This window comes from Bacillus sp. FSL K6-2944 (genome assembly GCF_038005385.1).
GTDB classification, from domain to species: Bacteria; Bacillota; Bacilli; order Bacillales; family Bacillaceae_G; genus Bacillus_A; species Bacillus_A cereus.
On record NZ_JBBOTE010000001.1, the window covers coordinates 3,408,249 to 3,428,476 of the forward strand.

Consider the following 20,228-nt stretch of genomic DNA (forward strand, 5'->3'; position numbering starts at 1 on the left):
AACAACATAAAACAATATCATTATAAAATTGTTTTATGTTGTTTTTATTTTATCTGGTGTAAAGTCTCTGCTGTTATGTAACTTTTCAAAGTTTCTAATCCTATTATAAACAATTATCTGACTTTTGTGAACAGAAAGAATTCAAAAATTTTATATTACTATAAAATTCCTTATTTAAACATTTGTATAATACTCATAACCGCATAGGCAATTCCAGCCCCAATTAACGGACCAACAGCAACCCCATTAAATAGCGCAACCGCTATAATTGTCCCAAAAACAAGCGCAGTTGTAATGTGGGGATCCGTTGTCAACAATTGTACGCCGCCTTTCGCTAACAAAGCGACCGCTACACCTGAAGCTAAAGCAATCCACGCATAATAAGATTTTGCCGCTTCTCCAAGTTGTTTAAAACCTATTTCCCCCGTCGCAATCGGTACGAGCACCGCTATTGTAATGACCGTTACACCTAGGTTAATTCCTTTCGTTTGTAAATAAGGAAAGACCTTATCTCCTAAAAACGTAAACTTCAATAAAAATAACACACCAATAGCCACAGTAAGCGATTGGTTTTTCGCAATAAGTCCTATAATAAGTAGTATGAATAAAAATAACGTTGACTGACTAATCATGTTTGCACTTCCTTTCTGAAAATAATGAACTCATTTCCAAACAAAAATACCTTTAAACCTATCGTTATACATGATATATCGATGCCTATTCAACATGAATCACTTCATTTTTTATGTATTTTAAAATGATAAATTGAGACTTTCACCATAAAAATTTAAGCGTGTATACATTTTAAAAAACAGACGTCTCTTCTTTCTTTTCTAATTAGAAACAGGTAAAATAAAAAGAAGAGAAAATGAAGTTTTTACCATATAGTAGAAGCATCAACACCAAGCTTTCACAGTCACTCACATACTGAAAAAGCAGGAAAAATCCATCATTCCACTATAACATAAAGTGAAACTTTAATCAGTGGGGCACACTCGTTATAAGTTGAACGAATTAGGATAATCCAAATTGGAATGGGAGGTATACATCTTTGAACCGAAACTTACTATATATGATATTGCGACTCATATTTGTCATTGTAGCAACGGTAGCTGGGTTCTATGTATTACTATACATGTCAGGGCTTATCTATCCTTTTATTATCGCTTTTGCATTTGCTTATTTGATTAATCCTGTCGTCAATTTCCTTAATCAAAAACTACAATTTCCTCGCGCACTAGCAGTACTCGTTAGCTTAATTCTCGTATTTGGAGCTATCGTTGGACTTGTTACATATCTTGTGACTGAAGCAATATCTGCCACAACATACTTACTACAACTTGTTACAGTAAAGTTTCCAGATATCGTTACATTCGCTCAGCAATTTGCACTTAATCATATTATGCCTCTCTACGATGATTTAATCTCTAAATTTAATCATCTTGGAGAACCACAGCGCTATACAATTACACAAAACATTCAAAACTTAGGAACAGAAGCGACAACACAAATGAAAGAACTTTTAACCGCCATTATAAGCGGGTTAACGAATTTCATTAGTGCACTGCCAACAACTTTAACTGTCCTTGTATTCATTTTATTAGCCACTTTCTTCATTAGTTACGATTGGCACCGTCTTGCTCAGAAAGCAAGAAAATTGCTACCGAATCGTGTACATGGCTATGGAAAAACTATTTTTGTCGACTTAAGAAAAGCTTTGTTTGGTTTTGTGAAAGCACAACTTACACTCGTATCTATGACAACTGTCATTGTACTAATCGGGCTTTTAATATTACGCGTACCATACGCCATTACTATCGCGATTATTACAGGGGTTGTAGATTTACTACCATATTTAGGAACAGGCGCAGTCTTTGTTCCATGGGTTATATACGTATTTTTCACTGGCGATACCGCATTCGCCATTGGTCTTCTCATTTTATACATCGTCGTGATTGTCCAAAGACAAATTATGGAGCCGAAAGTACTTTCATCTAACATCGGTCTCGATCCATTAGCAACACTCGTCGCTCTATTTGTCGGCTTTAAACTTTTTGGCTTTTTAGGATTAATCATCGGCCCAGTCACCTTAGTACTACTTAATACATTACACAAAGCTAATGTCTTCCATGACTTGTGGAAATATATTAAAGGTTCACCTTCAAAATAATAGTTTCTAATTCATACACAACAAAAAACTTACATGTAATCAGTGGGAAATTCCCACTGATTATTCCTTGTACTTATTTTTCATACTTATTACATAAAACAAGAGAATTGCACTCAAAAAAGATAATTCTCTTGTTTTTTTGCATGAAAAACGCATATTCCGTGGTGTTTTTACATATTTATTCTATTTATTTTATAATTATCATTTACATTTATTACTTTTTATGTAAATGAATAAATATACAAAATAGCATAAAATAAGACTTCAACTAACAATCTCCGCCTTTTTATATGAATTTTTTACACCAATCGTTCCTCTATATAAGAAAACAAAACTTTAATTTAGCAGTGTTTCCCTCCATCTTATTCATCTAAATTAATAGCACTAAAAAATCACAAGTTTAATCGAAGTACACACAAGAGTTCAAACGAAAATTATATAGCAAATATAATAAGCGAACGTTTTGTTCATCCCCACTCATCATTCGCCCCACATCAGACACTTACGAGCAGCCCAGCTTTGAGATAGAAATTCCACCCCACAAATAGCGCGGTAAAACAAAGCTTCAATCAGCAAGTTCCTCTCCTTTTACAAGACAAAAAAATAGCACTTAGATTTCTACAATCTAAGTGCTATTTCTGAATAATAATAGTAGAACTCTTTCTAAATTTCCATTCCATCCACTTCATAACAAGCGGCTTCAATAAAGCTCTCGTAATAGGGATCACGCAGATAAACCCTAGCATATCTGTCACATACCCAGGAAGCACTAAGAGAATACCTCCTACAAATACAAAAATACCATCTAGTACCGCCTCACCTGGCATTTCCCCTCTATTCAACTTAGATTGAATCTCTCCAAGCACTTTAAACCCTTGTCTTTTCGCCAAATACACACCTACAACACCTGTAAATACAATCATAGCGAACGTAGACCATAAACCTATTACATGACTTGATCCAATTAAGACCGTAATCTCAATCGCCGGTATTAAAATAAACAAGAATAGTAACCACTTCATAGTTCTACACCTCTCTCACATCTCACTTTTAACGCCCTCACAATGCCTATATACATCATATGAAATATAGATACCCTTTCATATTAAAACCCATAACAAACAGCTTTTAAAAGCAATTCTAGGCGCTTTAAGCTAATTTTATCTCGTTTTTGTGTAAAAAAAAAAAAAAAAGAGAAGGACTCCGATCCTTCTCTCCGTATTACTTATAGCACTTCCGCATGTCCATTATAAACAATTCCGCGTGCTGCATCAACTGTTACTTCTTGGCCATTTTTTAAAGTTGCTGTTACGCCGTTTACACCAACGATAACAGGAATACCGATTGATACACCTACAACAGCTGCATGGCTTGTTAAGCCACCTTCTTCTACAACTAAAGCTGCAGCTTTTTCGATTGCAGGAATCATATCTTTATCAGTGCTTGTTGTAACAAGGATATCACCTTCGTTTACGTTCGCTACAGCTTCAGCAGCTGTTTTTGCTACAACTACTTTACCTTTTGCAGCTTTACGACCGATTCCTTGTCCTTTAGCAATTTCTTCACCAACAACGTGGATTTTCATTAAGTTTGTTGTACCAGTTTCAGCAACTGGAACACCAGCAGTAATCACTACAGTATCTCCAAGTCCGATTAGGCCTGCATCCATACCTGTTTGAATTGCTGTATCTAACATTTCGTCAGTTGAAGCTGCGCGCTTCTCAGCCATAAATGCTTGTACACCCCAAACAAGTGCAAGACGACGTCCTACTTGCTCGTCAGATGTTACAGCTACGATTGGAGATTTTGGACGGTATTTAGAGATCATTTTCGCAGTATATCCACTTTCTGTTGGAGCTACGATTGCAGCTACATCAAGAGCAAGTGCTGTATGTGCAACAGATTGGCTAATTGCATCTGTAATTGTTGGAGTGAACTCTTTAATACGTTTTTTGAACATATCTTCATATTGTAATGATTTTTCAACACGTACCGCAATGTTAGCCATCATTGTTACTGCTTCTACTGGGTATTGTCCAGCAGCTGTTTCACCTGAAAGCATGATTGCATCTGTACCATCGAAGATTGCGTTAGCTACGTCACTTGCTTCCGCACGAGTTGGACGCGGGTTACGTTGCATAGAATCTAACATTTGTGTTGCAGTAATAACTGGTTTACCTAACACGTTACATTTTTTAATTAGACGTTTTTGTACTAACGGTACTTCTTCTGGTGGAATTTCTACACCCATGTCACCACGAGCTACCATTAAACCGTCAGAAACTTCTAAGATTGAATCGATGTTGTCGATACCTTCTTGGTTTTCGATTTTTGGTACGATTTGGATGTATTGAGCGTTATGCTCTTCTAATAATTCACGGATTTCTAATACGTCAGACGCTTTACGTACGAATGAAGCTGCAATGAAATCAACTTTTTGCTCGATACCGAAGATGATATCTTTTACGTCTTTTTCAGTGATACCAGGAAGCTTAATGCTTACGTTTGGTACGTTAACACCTTTTTTATTTTTTACAGTTCCGCTGTTAAGAACTTTTGTACGGATGTTTCCATCAGCTTTTTCGATTACTTCTAGTTCGATAAGACCGTCATCGATTAGAATACGAGAACCTGGGTCTACATCGTCATAAAGACCAGCATAAGATACAGAGAACTTCTCTGCAGTACCTAATACTTGCTCAGTAGAAAGAACTACTTCTGCACCTGTTACAAGCTCAGCTTGTCCGTCTACGAAGTCGTGAGTACGGATTTCTGGACCTTTTGTATCAAGTAAGATACCAACTGTTTTACCAGTTTTCTTTGAAGCTTCACGAATGTTTTTAATACGAGCTCCGTGCTCTTCATGGCTACCATGAGAGAAGTTTAAACGAGCAACGTTCATACCTGCTTCGATTAATTGCTCTAATTTTTCAATACTTTCACTAGCAGGACCTATAGTACATACAATTTTAGTTTTACGCATATTGCACCTCCGAAAATTATGAAACCGTTCCCAAATATCTGACATTACGCCGATTAGATGGATAATTCTTTAGATAATTGATACATGTCTTTATCGATTGTATGCTTTTGAGCTAACGCTTCGATAATGTCATGATCAACAAGTTTGTTATCTTGAATACCTACACAACGTCCGCCTTTACCAGCAATTAATAATTCAACTGCTCTTGCGCCAAGACGACTTGCTAATACACGGTCTTGTGCACTTGGTGATCCACCACGTTGTACGTGACCTAATACAGTTACACGAGTATCAAAGTTTGTTGCTTCTTCAATGTGCTTACCGATGTCAATTGCACTTCCAACACCTTCAGCTACAACGATAATACTGTGTTTTTTACCACGTTCACTACCACGCTTCAGACGAGCGATAACATCATCCATGTCATACTCTTCTTCTGGAATTAAGATCGTTTCCGCACCATCTGCTAAACCAGCCCATAATGCGATATCACCAGCGTGACGTCCCATTACTTCGATAACATATGTACGTTCATGAGATGTAGCTGTGTCACGAATTTTATCAATTGCATCAATAACAGTGTTTAAAGCTGTATCGAAACCAATTGTGAAGTCTGTTCCAGGGATATCATTGTCGATTGTACCTGGTACACCAACACATGGGAATCCTTGTTCAGTTAATTTTTTAGCGCCTTGGTAAGAACCATCTCCACCAATAACAACAAGTCCTTCGATACCGTGTTTCTTTAATTGCTCGATACCTTTTAGTCGTACTTCTGGATCTTTAAACTCAGGACATCTTGCTGTATATAATTTTGTACCACCGCGGTGGATAATATCGCCAACAGAACCAAGTTCTAATTTTTCAATGTGACCAGAAATTAATCCAGCGTATCCATGGTAAATACCATATACTTCAATATCATGGAAAATCGCTTTACGAACAACTGCACGAATGGCAGCATTCATACCAGGTGAATCTCCACCACTTGTTAATACACCAATACGTTTCATTTGTACTCACCTCATAAAGATTATTTGCCTTATAATAAAATAACACGAAAAAATATAAAAATACAATGGAGAAGATGTGTCTTTTCATAATAAAAACGTGCATTCGCGAAGTGGAACGCACGCTTTTCTTATTTTATCCAAATGGAAGCGTTTGAAAACGAAACTTGCCCAATTTTCATATATTTTTCATAACGTTTTTCGATTAATTCATCTTTCGAAATTCCGTTTAATTGTTCAAAAGTTTTTCGAATCATTAAGTCTATATTTTCTGACTGTTTCAAAATATTACGGTGAGCTCCGCCTCTTGCTTCTGGAATAATTTCGTCAATCACACCTAATTCTTTCAAATCTGCTGCTGTAATTTTCATTGCCTCTGCAGCTTCCTTTGCTTTTCCTGCATCTTTCCAAAGAATTGCCGCTGCACCCTCTGGTGTAATAACAGAATAAGTGGAATTTTCTAGCATATGAATGTAATCTCCAACTCCAAGGCCTAGCGCACCACCACTACCACCTTCGCCGATAACGATACAAATAACAGGTACCGTTAAACCTGCCATTTCAAATAAATTGCGGGCGATAGCTTCACTTTGACCACGTTCTTCAGCAGCTTTACCAGGATAAGCTCCTTTCGTATCAATAAAACAAATAATAGGACGATTGAACTTTTCCGCCTGCTTCATTAAACGTAATGCTTTTCGATATCCTTCTGGATGAGGCATTCCAAAGTTACGGCGAATATTTTCTTTCGTATCTTTTCCGCGCTGATGCCCAATTACAGTTACAGGCATCCCTTTATATTTCGCAATGCCGCCGACAATCGCTGCATCATCGCCAAATAGACGATCTCCATGACATTCGAAAAAATCAGTAAATAAGTGCTCAATATAATCGAGCGTTGTCGGTCGTTCTGCATGACGAGCAATTTGAACACGGTCCCATACTTTCAGATTGCCGTATATATCTTCCTCTAAATTTTCTAGCTTTTCTTCCAAAATACGAATCTCCTCACTGAAGTCCATCTGGCTGTTTTTCGTATAGTCTTTCAGTTCACGAATCTTATTTCTTAGCTCAACAACTGGTTTTTCAAATTCTAGCTCTGCCATACAGCCATTTCCCCTCCTTGATGAACTTCTAAAATCTTGCGAAGTGATTCTCTCATATCATCACGATGCACCACCGCATCTAATTGACCATGATCTAGTAAGAATTCTGCCGTTTGGAAATCTTCTGGTAGTTTCTCACGCACCGTTTGTTCAATTACACGTCTACCAGCAAATCCGATAAGTGCACCTGGTTCTGCAAGATTATAATCACCAAGTGAAGCGAAACTCGCTGAAACCCCGCCCGTCGTTGGGTGAGTCATAACAGAAATAAATAATCCTCCTGCATTACTATGCTTTTTCAAAGCTACGCTTGTTTTTGCCATTTGCATTAAACTTAATATACCTTCTTGCATACGGGCACCACCCGAAGCAGTAAAGATAATAAATGGAACTTGTAAGTCGTACGCCTTTTCAACCGCACGGGCGATTTTTTCTCCTACTACAGAGCCCATGCTCCCCATTCGAAAACGAGAATCCATTACTGCAACAACAACAAGCATGTCATCAATTGTTCCTTCACCAGTTACAACCGCTTCGTTCAATTCAGTCTTCTTACGATCGCTCTCTAGTTTCTCTTCATAACCTGGAAACTCGAGTGGATTTAATGAAACCATTTCTTTGTCACACTCACGGAATGACCCTTCGTCCAATATACTATCAAGACGTTCCCATGCATTCATAGGATGATGATATCCACAATTCACACATACTTTTAAATTTTTTAGAAGTTCTTTCGTATACATGATTTTTTTACATTCCGGACATTTTGTCATAACGCCATCTGGTACATCTTTTCGTACTTGTTCTGAAGGTATTGCAGCGTACTTTTTCTTTTTCACGAATAAATCTCTTAGCACAATTTGACCCCCTTCGTTGAGAGCTAAGGTTAGCGTAAGAAGAAAATGGGGCTAACACCAAAGTTTGATGTTAGCCTTATCTTCTCAATCTGTCTAATAACCTCACTCTTTACGTTTAACTTTAACCGCTAAGCGGTAGAATGTTTGTCATAACGTGTCATGGTCATTTCGACAAATTTTATACATTACGAGTGAAACTGTATATTCTCTACTAATTCATCGTAAATTTTTAGTGCATCATTTTCTTGTTTTTCTTCCAAAGTAGCATAAAGCTTTCTATACATATCGATAGAATCTCTTGAAACTTTACAAGAAAGAGCTGCTACGTAATCATTTACGATCATCCAAATGCGATATAGTAAATAATTATCGACTTGTTCAATAAGTGTTTTAAAGAACGTTTGATGAAGCGTTGGGACTGAGCTTTCATTTCCTTCAAGTACTTGGTGTAATCTACTTAGTACTTTAGAAAACGTTTCTTTCGGTAAATTACATACAATTCGAATCATATCTTTCTCAAGTAATCGTTTCGTTTGTAATAAATCACGAATTGTTTTCTCATCTTGCAATAAGAACGGAGCAATTAATTGTACAAGACCGTTATCATAAAAGTTTCGAATAAACGTCCCTTCACCACGTCTCGTTTCAATCAATCCTACCAGTTCTAAAGCACGCAATGCTTCTCTTACAGAGGAACGTCCTACGTTTAAGCGTGAACTTAACTCACGCTCAGACGGCAAACGATCCCCCGCCACCAAACCATCCTCTTCCATAATGGAACGGATTTTTTTTACAATTTCGAGATATACTTTTGTATTTGATGATGTCAATGGAAATTCCTCGCTTATTCTTTACCAATCAGCGCTAATTGTTTTGTTTTTTCAGCGATCTCATTTGGATCTACTTGACGGCGAGCTACTCCTGTCTCCATTGCTGCTTTTGCAACGTAAGCCGCTACTTGAGGCGCTACACGCGCGTCAAATGGTGCCGGAATGATATAGTCTGCATTTAACTCATCTTCTGCTACAAGCTCAGCAATAGCCTGTACAGCTGCCATCTTCATTTCTTCGTTAATTTGTGTCGCATGTACGTCAAGTGCACCGCGGAAAATACCAGGGAACGCCAGTACATTATTTACTTGGTTCGGGAAGTCAGAACGACCTGTTCCAACAACAGCTGCGCCCGCTGCTTTTGCCAATTCTGGCATAATTTCTGGAACTGGATTCGCCATTGCAAAAATAATCGCATCGTCATTCATTGTACGAACCATCTCTTCTGTTAATGCACCTTCTGCAGATACACCAATGAATACGTCCGCACCTTGTACAACATCAGCTAAAGAACCTTCTATACGATTCTTATTTGTATATTTTGCAACTTCATCCTTCACCGGATTCATACCTGTAGGACGACCATCATAGATTGCGCCTTTACGGTCACACATAATAATGTCGCGTACACCATAGCGATATAAAAGTTTAATAATTGCAATACCTGCTGCACCTGCGCCATTTGCGACAACTTTAATGTCAGACATTTTCTTTCCAACTAATTTCAGTGCATTTACAAGACCTGCTACTGTTACAATAGCTGTTCCGTGTTGATCATCATGGAAGATAGGAATATTTGTTTCTTTTTTCAAACGCTCTTCAATAATGAAGCAGTTTGGTGCTGCGATATCTTCTAAGTTAACGCCGCCAAAAGTTGGCTCCATTAATTTTACAGTTTCAACAATTTTATCTACATCGTTTGTATTTAAGGCAATTGGGAATGCATCTACACCAGCAAAGCTCTTGAATAATACAGCTTTACCTTCCATTACTGGAAGAGATGCTTCAGGTCCAATGTTACCAAGACCAAGTACAGCTGTTCCATCTGTCACAACTGCTACCATATTTCCCTTCATCGTATATTCATATACCTTACTTTTATCGTCATAAATTTCTTTACAAGGTTCTGCAACCCCTGGAGAATATGCAAGACTTAAATCTTTTGCATTTTCTACTTTTACTTTTGATACAGTTTCTAATTTTCCTTGATGCACTTTATGCATGTGAAGTGCTTCTTCACGAAGTGTTGACAAACTATCCACTCTCCTCAAATTATTCTTGCTGATATCAATTTCTCCAAGTGGTCTGACCACGAACACTACTACTATAATAATCGAAGTGTAGGGAAATTGTCCATTATATTTTCACAACTACATTTTCTTCCCCGACAATTTCACGAAGTGCTCCTAAACATTCTTCACTTGGATGAATCGATAAACTCCGAGATAATTGTACCATTTTATGTTCCTTTTCATAATAAATTAGTACTTTCGCAAAACCTGAATAGTCGAACAATATTTTCGTAACCTGATTTAAAAGCTTTTTCTCATACTGAGACGGCAATTTCACGTAAACAGATGCGTCTTTCTTTTCTTCATAAACATCCATTTCCTCTAGCGGATATAGTCCATTTACAATCCATTGCAGCTTATGATTTCTTAGCTCAATCGTACCGTCAACTAAAACAATTGCTCCTTCTTGCAACTTATCCGAGAAATGTATATACGTTTCCGGGAAGAGGACCGCTTCCATTTCATCATTTTGATCACAGAATGTAATAAATGCCATCTTTTGAAACTTTTTCGTACGAATCACTCTCACACTTGTTATATACACAATAGCTCTTTGTACTTTTTTCTTGTGTCGCATCGCCTGAGCGAGAGATGGAATTTCTAATTCTTTTGCTAACTTCACATATTGCGCTGTCGGATAACTTGATAAATAAAAGCCAAGCGCTTCCTTCTCTTTATTTAGTTGTTCAATAAAAGATAACTCTTCTCCTTGTACATATTTTGATTTTGGAACAGCATCTCCTAAATCACGTGCGAGATTCGCGTACTCTAACGCCCCTTTAATACTTTTCCATAAATTCGTTCTCGAAACACCAAAATCGTCAAAACATCCCGACCAGACGAAAGCTTCTAAATTACGCTCCGTTACGAACTTTGACGGCATACGAAGACAAAATTCAAATAAATCTTCGAACATTTTTTCCTCTCGTTCTTCTAATAATGCCGTCACTGTAGCCATTCCAATATTTCGGATCGAAAGTAAACTGTAACGTATCGCATTCCCTTCTATTTGGAAGTTGTAGCCACTCCTCTGAAGAGACGGTGGCAAAACGTGAAAACCTTTCCGCTTCGTTTCTCGTATATACTGTACAATCTTATCTTCATTTCCAATTGCGCTTGATAATAATGCCGTCATAAATTCCAGCGTATAATTCGCTTTCAAATAGGCAAGCTGATATCCGATCATACTGTAAGCTACAGCGTGACTTCGGTTAAAACCGTAATTCGCAAATCTTACAATTAAATCATAAATTTTCTCTGCGGATGTCTCATCATAACCATTTCGCAAACATCCTTGGACGAAATGCTTACGTTCCTGATCTAAAATATCACGATTTTTTTTACTCACCGCACGGCGCAGTAAATCTGCTTCTCCGAGCGAAAAACCAGCTAACTTCGATGCAATTTGCATAATTTGTTCTTGGTATACAATGACGCCGTATGTTCTTTCTAAAATTGGCTTTAAATCCGGATGTAAATATTCAATTTTTCTTTTTCCATGTTTCGATTCAATAAAAGTCGGTATCTGTTCCATCGGTCCTGGTCTGTATAACGAGTTAACAGCTACGATATCTTCAAACTCATTCGGTTTTAACCCGCGAAGTACATTTCGCATACCACCCGACTCAAGCTGGAATACACCTGTTGTATCCCCTCTCCCTAATAATTGGAACGTCTTTTCATCTTGAAGAGGTAAGTTTCTTATATCGATTTCTTTCCCTGTTTTGTTCGCGATAAATTTTATAATATTTTCAAGTAACGTTAAATTACGTAATCCTAAAAAGTCCATCTTAAGCAAACCAAGTTCTTCTAGCGCATCGGCTGGATATTGCGTAACATAAACATCGTTATGTCCTTCTTGAATTGCTACACTTCCTGTTAGCGGTTCTTGACTCATAATAACACCAGCCGCATGAATAGACGTATGACGTGGTAAACCTTCTACACGTTTTGCGATTTCAAATACACGCTCATGCAGAAGATTCCCTTGTATAAACTCACGAAGTGATTGTGATTCTTCATATGCATCTTTTAACGTTATACCAAGCTTTGATGGAATAAGTTTTGAAAATATATCAATATCTCGCGGCGGAAGCCCCATTACGCGGGCAATGTCTCTAATTGCCGCTTTTGCTGCAAGCGTACCAAACGTTACAATTTGCGCAACACGGAGCTGACCGTATTTATCTTTCACATAGCGAATCATCTCATCACGTCTTACGTCTGGAAAATCAATATCAATATCGGGAAGCGTCACACGTTCAGGATTTAAAAACCTTTCAAATAATAGATCGTATTCAATTGGATCAATATCTGTAATTTCTAATACGTATGAAACGAGTGAACCAGCTGCCGATCCACGACCTGGTCCTGTTAGAATATGATTTTCATGTGCATACTTCATAAAATCCCATACGATGAGGAAATAATCACTAAATCCCATACGAGAAATAACATTTAATTCATGATCCAAACGCTTTATATGCACTTCTTTCGGTTCACCATATCGTTTCCGCAAACCTTCTTCACAAACACGACGCAAGTATATATCACTCGTTTCATTAGACGGAACAGGAAACTTCGGAAGTTGATTTACATGGAACGGTATTTCTACTTGGCAACGCTCTGCAATTTTTATTGTATTTTGGATTGCTTCCGGCGCATGGGAAAATAGTGCTTCCATTTCATCCGATGACTTTAAATAATACTGATCTGTTTTCAGCCTCGGCCTATCTGGATCAGTCATTTTCGTTCCACTTTCAACAGATAGTAAACATTCGTGAACAAGCGCGTCACTTTGATTGATATAGCGCACATCGTTTGTTGCAACGACTGGAATATTAACCCTACTAATAAATTCAGGTAGTTTCTCTTGTAAAAGCAACTCATCTTGAATCGCATGATGCTGCAAACTCATATAAAAATGGCCAAACATATTTTGATACGTGCGAGCTACTTCTTCAGCCTGACTCTCATTGTCTTCTAGTAATAATTGCTCAATTTCGCCATCTTTACCTGGTGAAATTGCAATTAATCCTTTCGCATAATGCGCAAGCCACTTCTTAGGAATACCTTCTTTGGACTTTGTCATAATACTACTAGAAATCTTTAATAAATTTTGGTAGCCTATTTCATTCTCAGCAAGTAATACAAGCGGATAAGACCTTTCTTCTTCTTCACTAAAAATAGAAGCGGTTAATCCAATAACGGGCTGTATACCATGTTTCTTACATGCTTTATAAAACGGAATAACGCCATACATAACATTTTCATCCGTAATAGCCAGCGATGAAAAACCGAGTTCTTTCGCCCTGACTACAAGCTCATCAATTTTACAAGCACTTTTTAATAAACTAAAAACGGTTTGACATTGTAAATGCACAAACTTCACTGTTGTACCCTCTCTTTACCTATTTGACTACTTTTATTATAGGTGATGAGGAAAGCGGAAATCAAAACATACTTCTTATACTTTGTCCATATATATGAAGAAGAAAGGGGAATGACGATGGATGTAAGAGAACATACTTTTTTCTCTCTGCTTATTATTAGTTATTTTATTGCCTTTGGGGTTATACTTGGCGGTTCATTAATTGGTGGATTTGGTGCGTTTCTTATCGGAAAACCAGCTCTAACTTACATTAATCAATTCGCCCAAAATTTAAGAATTTGGGCACTCGTTGCAGCAATCGGCGGAACATTCGATACCTTTTATAGCTTTGAAAGAAGTTTCTTTGGCGGAGATATGAAAGATATCGTAAAGCAAATTCTCCTTATTTTTTTCGCAACTGGTGGTATGCAAACAGGTCTCATTATTATTAAATGGCTAACGCAGGAACATGTATGAGAGTACCAAGTGCCAATACAGCAAAAAGATGGTACTTAGTATTAGCTGGGGCTGCTGTTGGAGGCGTGTTGAGCTGGTTTATTTTTTTGTACATATACGGTGTTTTTCAAGAAGAACAAGCTAGTAAAATAGCAGAACAAAGAGAAATTATAGAAAAACAAGAAGCAAAGCTCCACGTCCTTCTCGAAGATCAAGAAAAATTGAACACTGAAAATAAACGGCTCTTAACCATTCAAGAGATTAAAATAAAACTTATCAATCGAGAAAAATACGATTTAGACAATCTCACACTCGAAAATATGACTACATCTATCCATAATGACCTCCAACATCTTTTAACCAAAAACATTCAAAGTATCGCAAAAAATAAAGACCTACTTAAAAAGGTAATCGAAAATAAAACGTACAAACATTACGATCGGCTATACCGTTTTAAAGTCGATACAATATCTTTTGATACAGTGCTTGAAATTAGCATTACTATAGAGAAAGAAAAATAAAGAAGGAGGGCTTTAGCGCCGCTCCTTCTTTTCGTTCTAACATATAGTCTCTTATTTACAAATCTCACGTAAATCAGCAAAAAGACGATCCGCTTCTTCCCAAGAAGATGCCTTCGCACCAGAAGCCATCGGATGCCCCCCGCCGTTATATTGCATTGCTAATTTGTTTATAACTGGTCCTTTTGAACGAAGACGAACACGAATTACGTCGTCTTCCTCTAAAAATAGAACCCACGCCTTTAATCCATCAATATTGCCAAGCGCTCCAACAACACCAGATGCTTCAGAAGGAAGTACATCAAACTCTTCTAATACTTCTTTCGTTAATTTAATGTAAGCTACTCCTTCTTCTACCATCGTAAAGTTTTGTAAAATATAACCGTTTAAACGAGCAATTTTTTCTTTTGTCTTATACATCTCATTGTATAAATCTGTGAATTTCACACCCATGTCAACAAGCTCACTTACGTAACGAAGTGTTTTTGCTGTCGTATTCGGGAATAAGAAACGACCTGTATCTCCAACAATTCCTGCTAAAATAAGGCGGGCTGCTTCTTTTGTTATTTTTAATCCTTTATCTTTTCCATAGTTATAAAACTCATAAATCATTTCACTTGTAGAACTCGCTGTCGTATCTACCCACGTAATATCTCCATATGGATCTTCATTTGGATGATGATCAATTTTAATTAACATCTTCCCTTTTGTATAGCGTTGATCGTCAACACGTTCTTGATTCGCAGTATCACAAACAATAACAAGCGCATTTTCGTATACACTATCTTCAATATCATCCATTACTCGTAAGTATGCTAGTGACGGCTCATTGTACCCAACCGTATAAATATTTTTCTCTGGAAACGATTCTTGTAGAATTGTACCAAGACCACCCTGTGAACCTAACGCATCTGGATCCGGACGCACGTGGCGATGAATAATAATTGTATCAAACTCTTTAATTGCTCCTAAAATTTGCTCATGCATATGTATAATCTCCTTTTTAATCAACTTCTTCACTTTATCCTCCATTATAACGGAAAGTATTTCATACATGCGAACAATTGCTTTATAATAAAAGTTAGAAAGTTTAGATATTTCTTTTTCTTTTCTATTATTTTTCACAAAGCGATGGGAGTGTTCATTATGCCAGTATTAGTCTTCTGTATTATCGTCTCATTTATGTTGTACCTCTTTTACAAAACAAAATACTTTCGTACAAACCGCCCAATGGAGAAAGGTTGGCTCTCAGGAAAATCCGCAATGGCACTCGGTTCATTCGTTTTATTTTTCGGGATAAACCAATTCTTTTTAGAACTTTCAACCGCTCGTATTATCGTTGGTGTTTTATTCGTTCTATTTGGTAGTGCAAGTGTATTTAACGGGTTTCGCCAATACAAACATTTCTTGCCATTAGCAGTTAAAGAAGCTGAAGTCTATGAAGCAACGTAAAAAAGCATCAATATTGTGATGCTTTTTTACGTCCCTTAACTTTCAAAATCATATACGCAACAAACGCAGATGGTATATTAAATGGGTTCCCTTGTACGTGAAAATGTAATTGTTCTTCTCCAAAAGACATTTTTTCATATAGCTCTCGCTGAGATAATCCTGTCTTTTCCTTTTTTTCATGTAAACCTTGTAAATATAAATATTGAATCGGTATCATTACAAGAAAGTAAAATAGTGCGATACTACCAAAAAAGAGTACGGCTGACGACATAATGTATACCACCTCTCGCAATTCCATTTTATTACAATATAATCATAACACAATATACAACTGAATTGAATTATTATTCCGTCTTTTCTCACATTACTTTTCCACTCCATCCCATACATATTTCACCAAAACTCCCATCTAAAATCATACCTTTCAAATTTAAAACAACAAAAAAAGATGGAACAAATCAAAACGATTTGTTCCATCTTTTTATTTATCGATTAACTGAACCATAAGTAATGCTTTTCCAACAACATTACCTTCATGATGCACCTCTACATCGACCTTACCAAATTTACGTCCAATTTCTAATACTTTCGGATGAACAGATACAACATTATCAATTTGAACCGGCTTTACGAAATAAATCGTTAAGTTTTCAACAATTAAATCACTTTTCTTTTGCGCACGAATGACGCGATTTGTCGCTTCTGTCACAATTGTTGCAAATACACCGTACGATAACGTCCCGATTGAGTTCGTCATTTGCGGCGTCACCGAAAATTGATATAGATGCTCATTCTTCGCTTCTTTTGGTGTCATAAATTGATTCGTTACAATATCATCAATGGTTTCTCCAACTTGTGGCTGACGTTGAATCATTTGCAGTGCCTGAAGTACATCTTGACGGCTAATAATACCTTGCAGTTTGTTTCCTTCCTCAACGACAGGAAGTAATTCAATTCCTTCCCACACCATCATACGTGCCGCAGCTGCGACAGACATTTTACCGTTCACTGTAATTGGGTGTTTTGTCATTACTTTATCAATTGGTGTTTCTTTCGCTACTCCGATCATATCTTTTGAAGTTACGATTCCTAGTACTTTGTTACTTTCATCGACAATTGGATATCTTCCGTGCATTGTCTCTTCGTTATATGCATGCCATTGCTGTACTGTATCACTCGGCTTTAAATATAACGTTTCTTCAATTGGCGTTAAAATATCTTCAACGAGTACAATTTCTTTCTTAATAAGTTGGTCATAAATTGCACGATTAATTAACGTTGCGACCGTAAATGTATCGTAGCTACTTGAAATGATCGGCAGCTTTAATTCGTCTGCTAATTTCTTCACATGATCTTCCGTATCAAATCCGCCCGTAATTAATACAGCGGCTCCAGTTTCTAGCGCTAATTCATGTGCATTGGTACGGTTACCAATAATGAGTAAATTCCCAGCTTCTGTATAGCGCATCATCGCTTCTAATTTCATAGCTCCGATTACGAATTTATTTAATGTTTTATGTAGTCCTTCTCTGCCCCCAAGTACTTGACCGTCGACAATGTTAACGACTTCTGCATATGTCAGTTTTTCGATATTCTCTTTCTTCTTTTGTTCAATTCGAATTGTTCCGACACGTTCAATTGTACTAACATATCCTTTATTTTCTGCATCTTTAATTGCACGGTAAGCGGTCCCTTCACTTACACTCAAATCTTTCGCAATTTGTCTTACAGAAATTTTATGGCCTACTGGCAGGCTATTAATATGTTCTAAAATTTGGTTATGCTTGGTAGCCAAATGGTTTCACCATACTTTCTTTTCCCTAAATTCTTCATGTGTTGTACTTTTAGTATACTATATTTTCAAAACTGTTACACTCTCTCTTTGCATACCTGTACTATTTTTTTTATAACAAAATGACGCTTACATTCCACCAGTCATTCTATTACAACAATGTAATGCTATTGTCATCTCATTCGATAGTTCGCCCACTTAATTGCCTATACAATTAAGACAAGAAATAAAACAAAGGAGCGAACACATGATGAAAAAACTTTTAGAGGTTGTAGGTGCTGTATTTTTAGCTTTCGTAGATGGGAAAAAAGTTGCAATGGAATTGAATGAAACACCTGAACAACCACGTACCAAAAGAGAAGAATCACCAAAACAAATACAAGCATTAAAAGCTGTCCTACACACGTAAAAAACCCTTCACTTTTCTTTTCAAATGAAGGGTTTCTTTTCTATAGTGTAATACTTTCTCCAGCTTCTAATACTTTCCCTGTACAATTTTGTAGCTTTTCTACAAATTGATATGGATCTTGTTCAATAACTGGGAACGTATTGTAATGCATCGGTACAACAGTTTTCGCATTAATCCATTTTGCCGCTAGTACAGCATCTTCTGGCCCCATTGTGAAATTATCACCAATTGGTAAAAATGCTAGATCAACTTTATTTAATTCCCCAATTAACTTCATATCAGAGAATAGTGCAGTATCTCCTGCGTGGTATACAGTTTTCTCTTCTGCTGTAAATAAAATACCTGCTGGCATACCTGTATATGTAATCGTCTTATTTTCTTCATCAATATAACTAGAGCCGTGGAATGCTTGTGTAAACTTCACTTTTCCGAAGTCAAATTCATGTGAACCACCAATATGCATCGGGTGTGTATTTACACCTTGCCAACTTAAAAATGTTGCTAGTTCAAATGGCGCTACAACAACTGCATTATTTTTCTTCGCAAGTTCTACTGTATCTCCAACATGATCACCGTGTCCATGCGATAAAAGAATTGCATCCACTTTTACATCTTCAGTTTTTAAATCTGTTTTCGGATTACCTGTTAAAAACGGGTCAATTAAAATAACTTTTCCATTCGCCTCAATTTTCACAACTGAATGTCCATGATAAGATACTTTCATTATTACATTCCTCCCCTGTTCACATTCTCACTTTGTATTCTACATGATTTTTCAATTCCCTGTCTTTTCTAACATCTATTTACTTGTCATAACGCTTTCTTCCGAGTTAAAGTTATATTTGTAATTAAATATCTCGGGGGTGCCAATCGATGAATGCTAGATTAGAAAATTTAATGCAATGGCTAAAAGAAAAAAACGTAGAAGCTGCGTTCTTAACTTCTACACCAAACGTCTTCTACATGACAAACTTCCACTGTGAACCACACGAAAGATTACTTGGTATGTTTGTATTCCAAGAAAAAGAACCTATTTTAATTTGCCCTAAAATGGAAGAAGGTCAAGCACGTAACGCTGGCTGGGCACATGAAATTATCGGATTTACTGATACTGACAGACCATGGGATATGATTGCAAAAGCAATTAAAGACCGCGGCATCAATGCAAATGCAGTTGCAATTGAAAAAGAACATTTAAACGTGGAGCGCTACGAAGAATTAACGAAATTATTCCCAAATGCAGCTTTCAAATCAGCTGAAGAGAAAGTTCGCGAACTTCGTTTAATTAAAGATGAAAAAGAACTTTCTATTTTACGCGAAGCAGCTAAAATGGCGGACTATGCTGTTGAAGTTGGTATAAATGCAATTAAAGAAGATCGTAGTGAACTAGAAGTATTAGCAATTATTGAACACGAATTAAAAACAAAAGGCATACATAAAATGTCATTTGATACGATGGTATTAGCAGGTGCGAACTCAGCTCTTCCACACGGTATTCCTGGCGCAAACAAAATGAAACGCGGTGATTTCGTACTATTTGATTTAGGCGTAATCATTGACGGTTATTGCTCTGATATTACACGTACAGTGGCATTCGGCGAGATTTCTGAAGAACAAACTCGTATTTACAACACTGTACTTGCTGGACAACTACAAGCAGTTGAAGCATGTAAACCAGGTGTTACACTTGGCGCAATCGACAACGCTGCTCGTTCTGTTATCGCAGATGCAGGTTACGGAGACTTCTTCCCACACCGACTTGGTCACGGACTTGGAATTAGCGTACACGAATATCCAGATGTAAAAGCTGGTAACGAGTCTCCATTAAAAGAAGGTATGGTCTTCACAATCGAACCTGGTATTTACGTACCAAACGTAGGTGGCGTTCGTATTGAAGATGATATTTACATCACAAAAGACGGATCAGAAATTTTAACGAAATTCCCGAAAGAGTTACAATTTGTAAAATAATAGAAAAAGGCA

General features: G+C 37.0%; 19 protein-coding genes. 6 read left to right on the plus strand and 13 right to left on the minus strand.

The window, feature by feature from the left end; translation table 11 throughout:
* Positions 1 to 170 precede the first annotated feature (170 nt).
* Positions 171 to 632 carry a DUF441 domain-containing protein gene (locus MHH55_RS17315; RefSeq protein ID WP_000625507.1) on the minus strand — a complete coding sequence of 154 codons (462 nt, stop codon included), beginning with the start codon at positions 630 to 632 and terminating at the stop codon, positions 171 to 173.
* A gap of 419 nt (positions 633 to 1,051) precedes the next feature.
* On the opposite strand from MHH55_RS17315, the gene ytvI reads away from it, so the two are divergent.
* Positions 1,052 to 2,170, plus strand: a complete 1,119-nt coding sequence (gene ytvI / locus MHH55_RS17320; RefSeq protein WP_001081388.1) for a sporulation integral membrane protein YtvI — start codon at positions 1,052 to 1,054, stop codon at positions 2,168 to 2,170.
* Positions 2,171 to 2,802: 632 nt separating this feature from the next.
* Here ytvI and MHH55_RS17325 read toward each other — a convergent pair.
* The 8 genes from MHH55_RS17325 to dnaE all read right to left on the minus strand — a co-directional run bounded on the left by MHH55_RS17325 (position 2,803) and on the right by dnaE (position 13,639).
* Complete coding sequence (locus MHH55_RS17325) at positions 2,803 to 3,192, minus strand: FxsA family protein (protein WP_075676886.1); 390 nt, start codon at positions 3,190 to 3,192, stop codon at positions 2,803 to 2,805.
* 203 nt (positions 3,193 to 3,395) lie between these two features.
* Positions 3,396 to 5,153 (minus strand): pyruvate kinase, encoded by a 1,758-nt coding sequence (pyk, locus tag MHH55_RS17330; protein ID WP_001232673.1) that lies wholly within the window; start codon positions 5,151 to 5,153, stop codon positions 3,396 to 3,398.
* Between the two features lie 53 nt (positions 5,154 to 5,206).
* A complete protein-coding gene (gene pfkA / locus MHH55_RS17335) occupies positions 5,207 to 6,166 on the minus strand; it encodes a 6-phosphofructokinase (RefSeq protein ID WP_000821157.1) in 960 nt (319 codons plus the stop codon).
* A gap of 128 nt (positions 6,167 to 6,294) precedes the next feature.
* Positions 6,295 to 7,269: an acetyl-CoA carboxylase carboxyl transferase subunit alpha gene (gene accA, locus MHH55_RS17340; protein ID WP_000818804.1), complete on the minus strand. Its 975-nt coding sequence runs from the start codon at positions 7,267 to 7,269 to the stop codon at positions 6,295 to 6,297.
* Positions 7,257 to 8,126 carry an acetyl-CoA carboxylase, carboxyltransferase subunit beta gene (gene accD / locus MHH55_RS17345; protein ID WP_075676883.1) on the minus strand — a complete coding sequence of 290 codons (870 nt, stop codon included), beginning with the start codon at positions 8,124 to 8,126 and terminating at the stop codon, positions 7,257 to 7,259. Before accD ends, accA begins: the two co-directional genes overlap by 13 nt.
* 185 nt (positions 8,127 to 8,311) lie before the next feature.
* A complete protein-coding gene (locus MHH55_RS17350) occupies positions 8,312 to 8,956 on the minus strand; it encodes a FadR/GntR family transcriptional regulator (RefSeq protein ID WP_078186394.1) in 645 nt (214 codons plus the stop codon).
* 14 nt (positions 8,957 to 8,970) lie between these two features.
* The gene (locus tag MHH55_RS17355; RefSeq protein WP_161508111.1) at positions 8,971 to 10,179 is read right to left on the minus strand and encodes an NAD(P)-dependent malic enzyme; all 1,209 of its coding nucleotides are present in this window, start codon (positions 10,177 to 10,179) and stop codon (positions 8,971 to 8,973) included.
* A 133-nt stretch (positions 10,180 to 10,312) separates the two neighbouring features.
* Positions 10,313 to 13,639 (minus strand): DNA polymerase III subunit alpha, encoded by a 3,327-nt coding sequence (dnaE, locus tag MHH55_RS17360; RefSeq protein ID WP_000673727.1) that lies wholly within the window; start codon positions 13,637 to 13,639, stop codon positions 10,313 to 10,315.
* A 42-nt stretch (positions 13,640 to 13,681) separates the two neighbouring features.
* Between dnaE and MHH55_RS17365 the strand changes: the two genes are divergently transcribed.
* Positions 13,682 to 14,095 carry a YtrH family sporulation protein gene (locus MHH55_RS17365; protein WP_002005839.1) on the plus strand — a complete coding sequence of 138 codons (414 nt, stop codon included), beginning with the start codon at positions 13,682 to 13,684 and terminating at the stop codon, positions 14,093 to 14,095.
* Entirely contained in the window at positions 14,092 to 14,595 is a 504-nt protein-coding gene (ytrI, locus tag MHH55_RS17370) for a sporulation membrane protein YtrI (RefSeq protein WP_001265736.1), read from the plus strand. The genes MHH55_RS17365 and ytrI overlap by 4 nt, the downstream gene beginning before the upstream one ends.
* A gap of 51 nt (positions 14,596 to 14,646) precedes the next feature.
* Here ytrI and MHH55_RS17375 read toward each other — a convergent pair whose 3' ends face one another.
* On the minus strand, positions 14,647 to 15,579 hold the full coding sequence (locus MHH55_RS17375) for a DHH family phosphoesterase (protein ID WP_000545138.1): 933 nt from the start codon (positions 15,577 to 15,579) through the stop codon (positions 14,647 to 14,649).
* A gap of 159 nt (positions 15,580 to 15,738) precedes the next feature.
* Between MHH55_RS17375 and MHH55_RS17380 the strand changes: the two genes are divergently transcribed.
* Positions 15,739 to 16,044 (plus strand): YtpI family protein, encoded by a 306-nt coding sequence (locus MHH55_RS17380; RefSeq protein WP_001144776.1) that lies wholly within the window; start codon positions 15,739 to 15,741, stop codon positions 16,042 to 16,044.
* 7 nt (positions 16,045 to 16,051) lie between these two features.
* On the opposite strand, the gene MHH55_RS17385 is transcribed toward MHH55_RS17380, so the two are convergent.
* The gene (locus MHH55_RS17385; protein ID WP_000093045.1) at positions 16,052 to 16,315 is read right to left on the minus strand and encodes a DUF3949 domain-containing protein; all 264 of its coding nucleotides are present in this window, start codon (positions 16,313 to 16,315) and stop codon (positions 16,052 to 16,054) included.
* A gap of 210 nt (positions 16,316 to 16,525) precedes the next feature.
* Positions 16,526 to 17,839: a CBS domain-containing protein gene (locus MHH55_RS17390; RefSeq protein WP_000201572.1), complete on the minus strand. Its 1,314-nt coding sequence runs from the start codon at positions 17,837 to 17,839 to the stop codon at positions 16,526 to 16,528.
* Positions 17,840 to 18,083: 244 nt separating this feature from the next.
* Here MHH55_RS17390 and MHH55_RS17395 point away from each other — a divergent pair, with 244 nt between their 5' ends.
* Positions 18,084 to 18,245 (plus strand): hypothetical protein, encoded by a 162-nt coding sequence (locus tag MHH55_RS17395; protein WP_000976303.1) that lies wholly within the window; start codon positions 18,084 to 18,086, stop codon positions 18,243 to 18,245.
* A 40-nt stretch (positions 18,246 to 18,285) separates the two neighbouring features.
* On the opposite strand, the gene MHH55_RS17400 is transcribed toward MHH55_RS17395, so the two are convergent.
* A complete protein-coding gene (locus tag MHH55_RS17400) occupies positions 18,286 to 18,969 on the minus strand; it encodes a metal-dependent hydrolase (RefSeq protein WP_000868927.1) in 684 nt (227 codons plus the stop codon).
* Between the two features lie 149 nt (positions 18,970 to 19,118).
* Here MHH55_RS17400 and pepQ point away from each other — a divergent pair, with 149 nt between their 5' ends.
* The gene (pepQ, locus tag MHH55_RS17405; protein ID WP_078186395.1) at positions 19,119 to 20,216 is read left to right on the plus strand and encodes a Xaa-Pro dipeptidase; all 1,098 of its coding nucleotides are present in this window, start codon (positions 19,119 to 19,121) and stop codon (positions 20,214 to 20,216) included.
* Positions 20,217 to 20,228 lie beyond the last annotated feature (12 nt).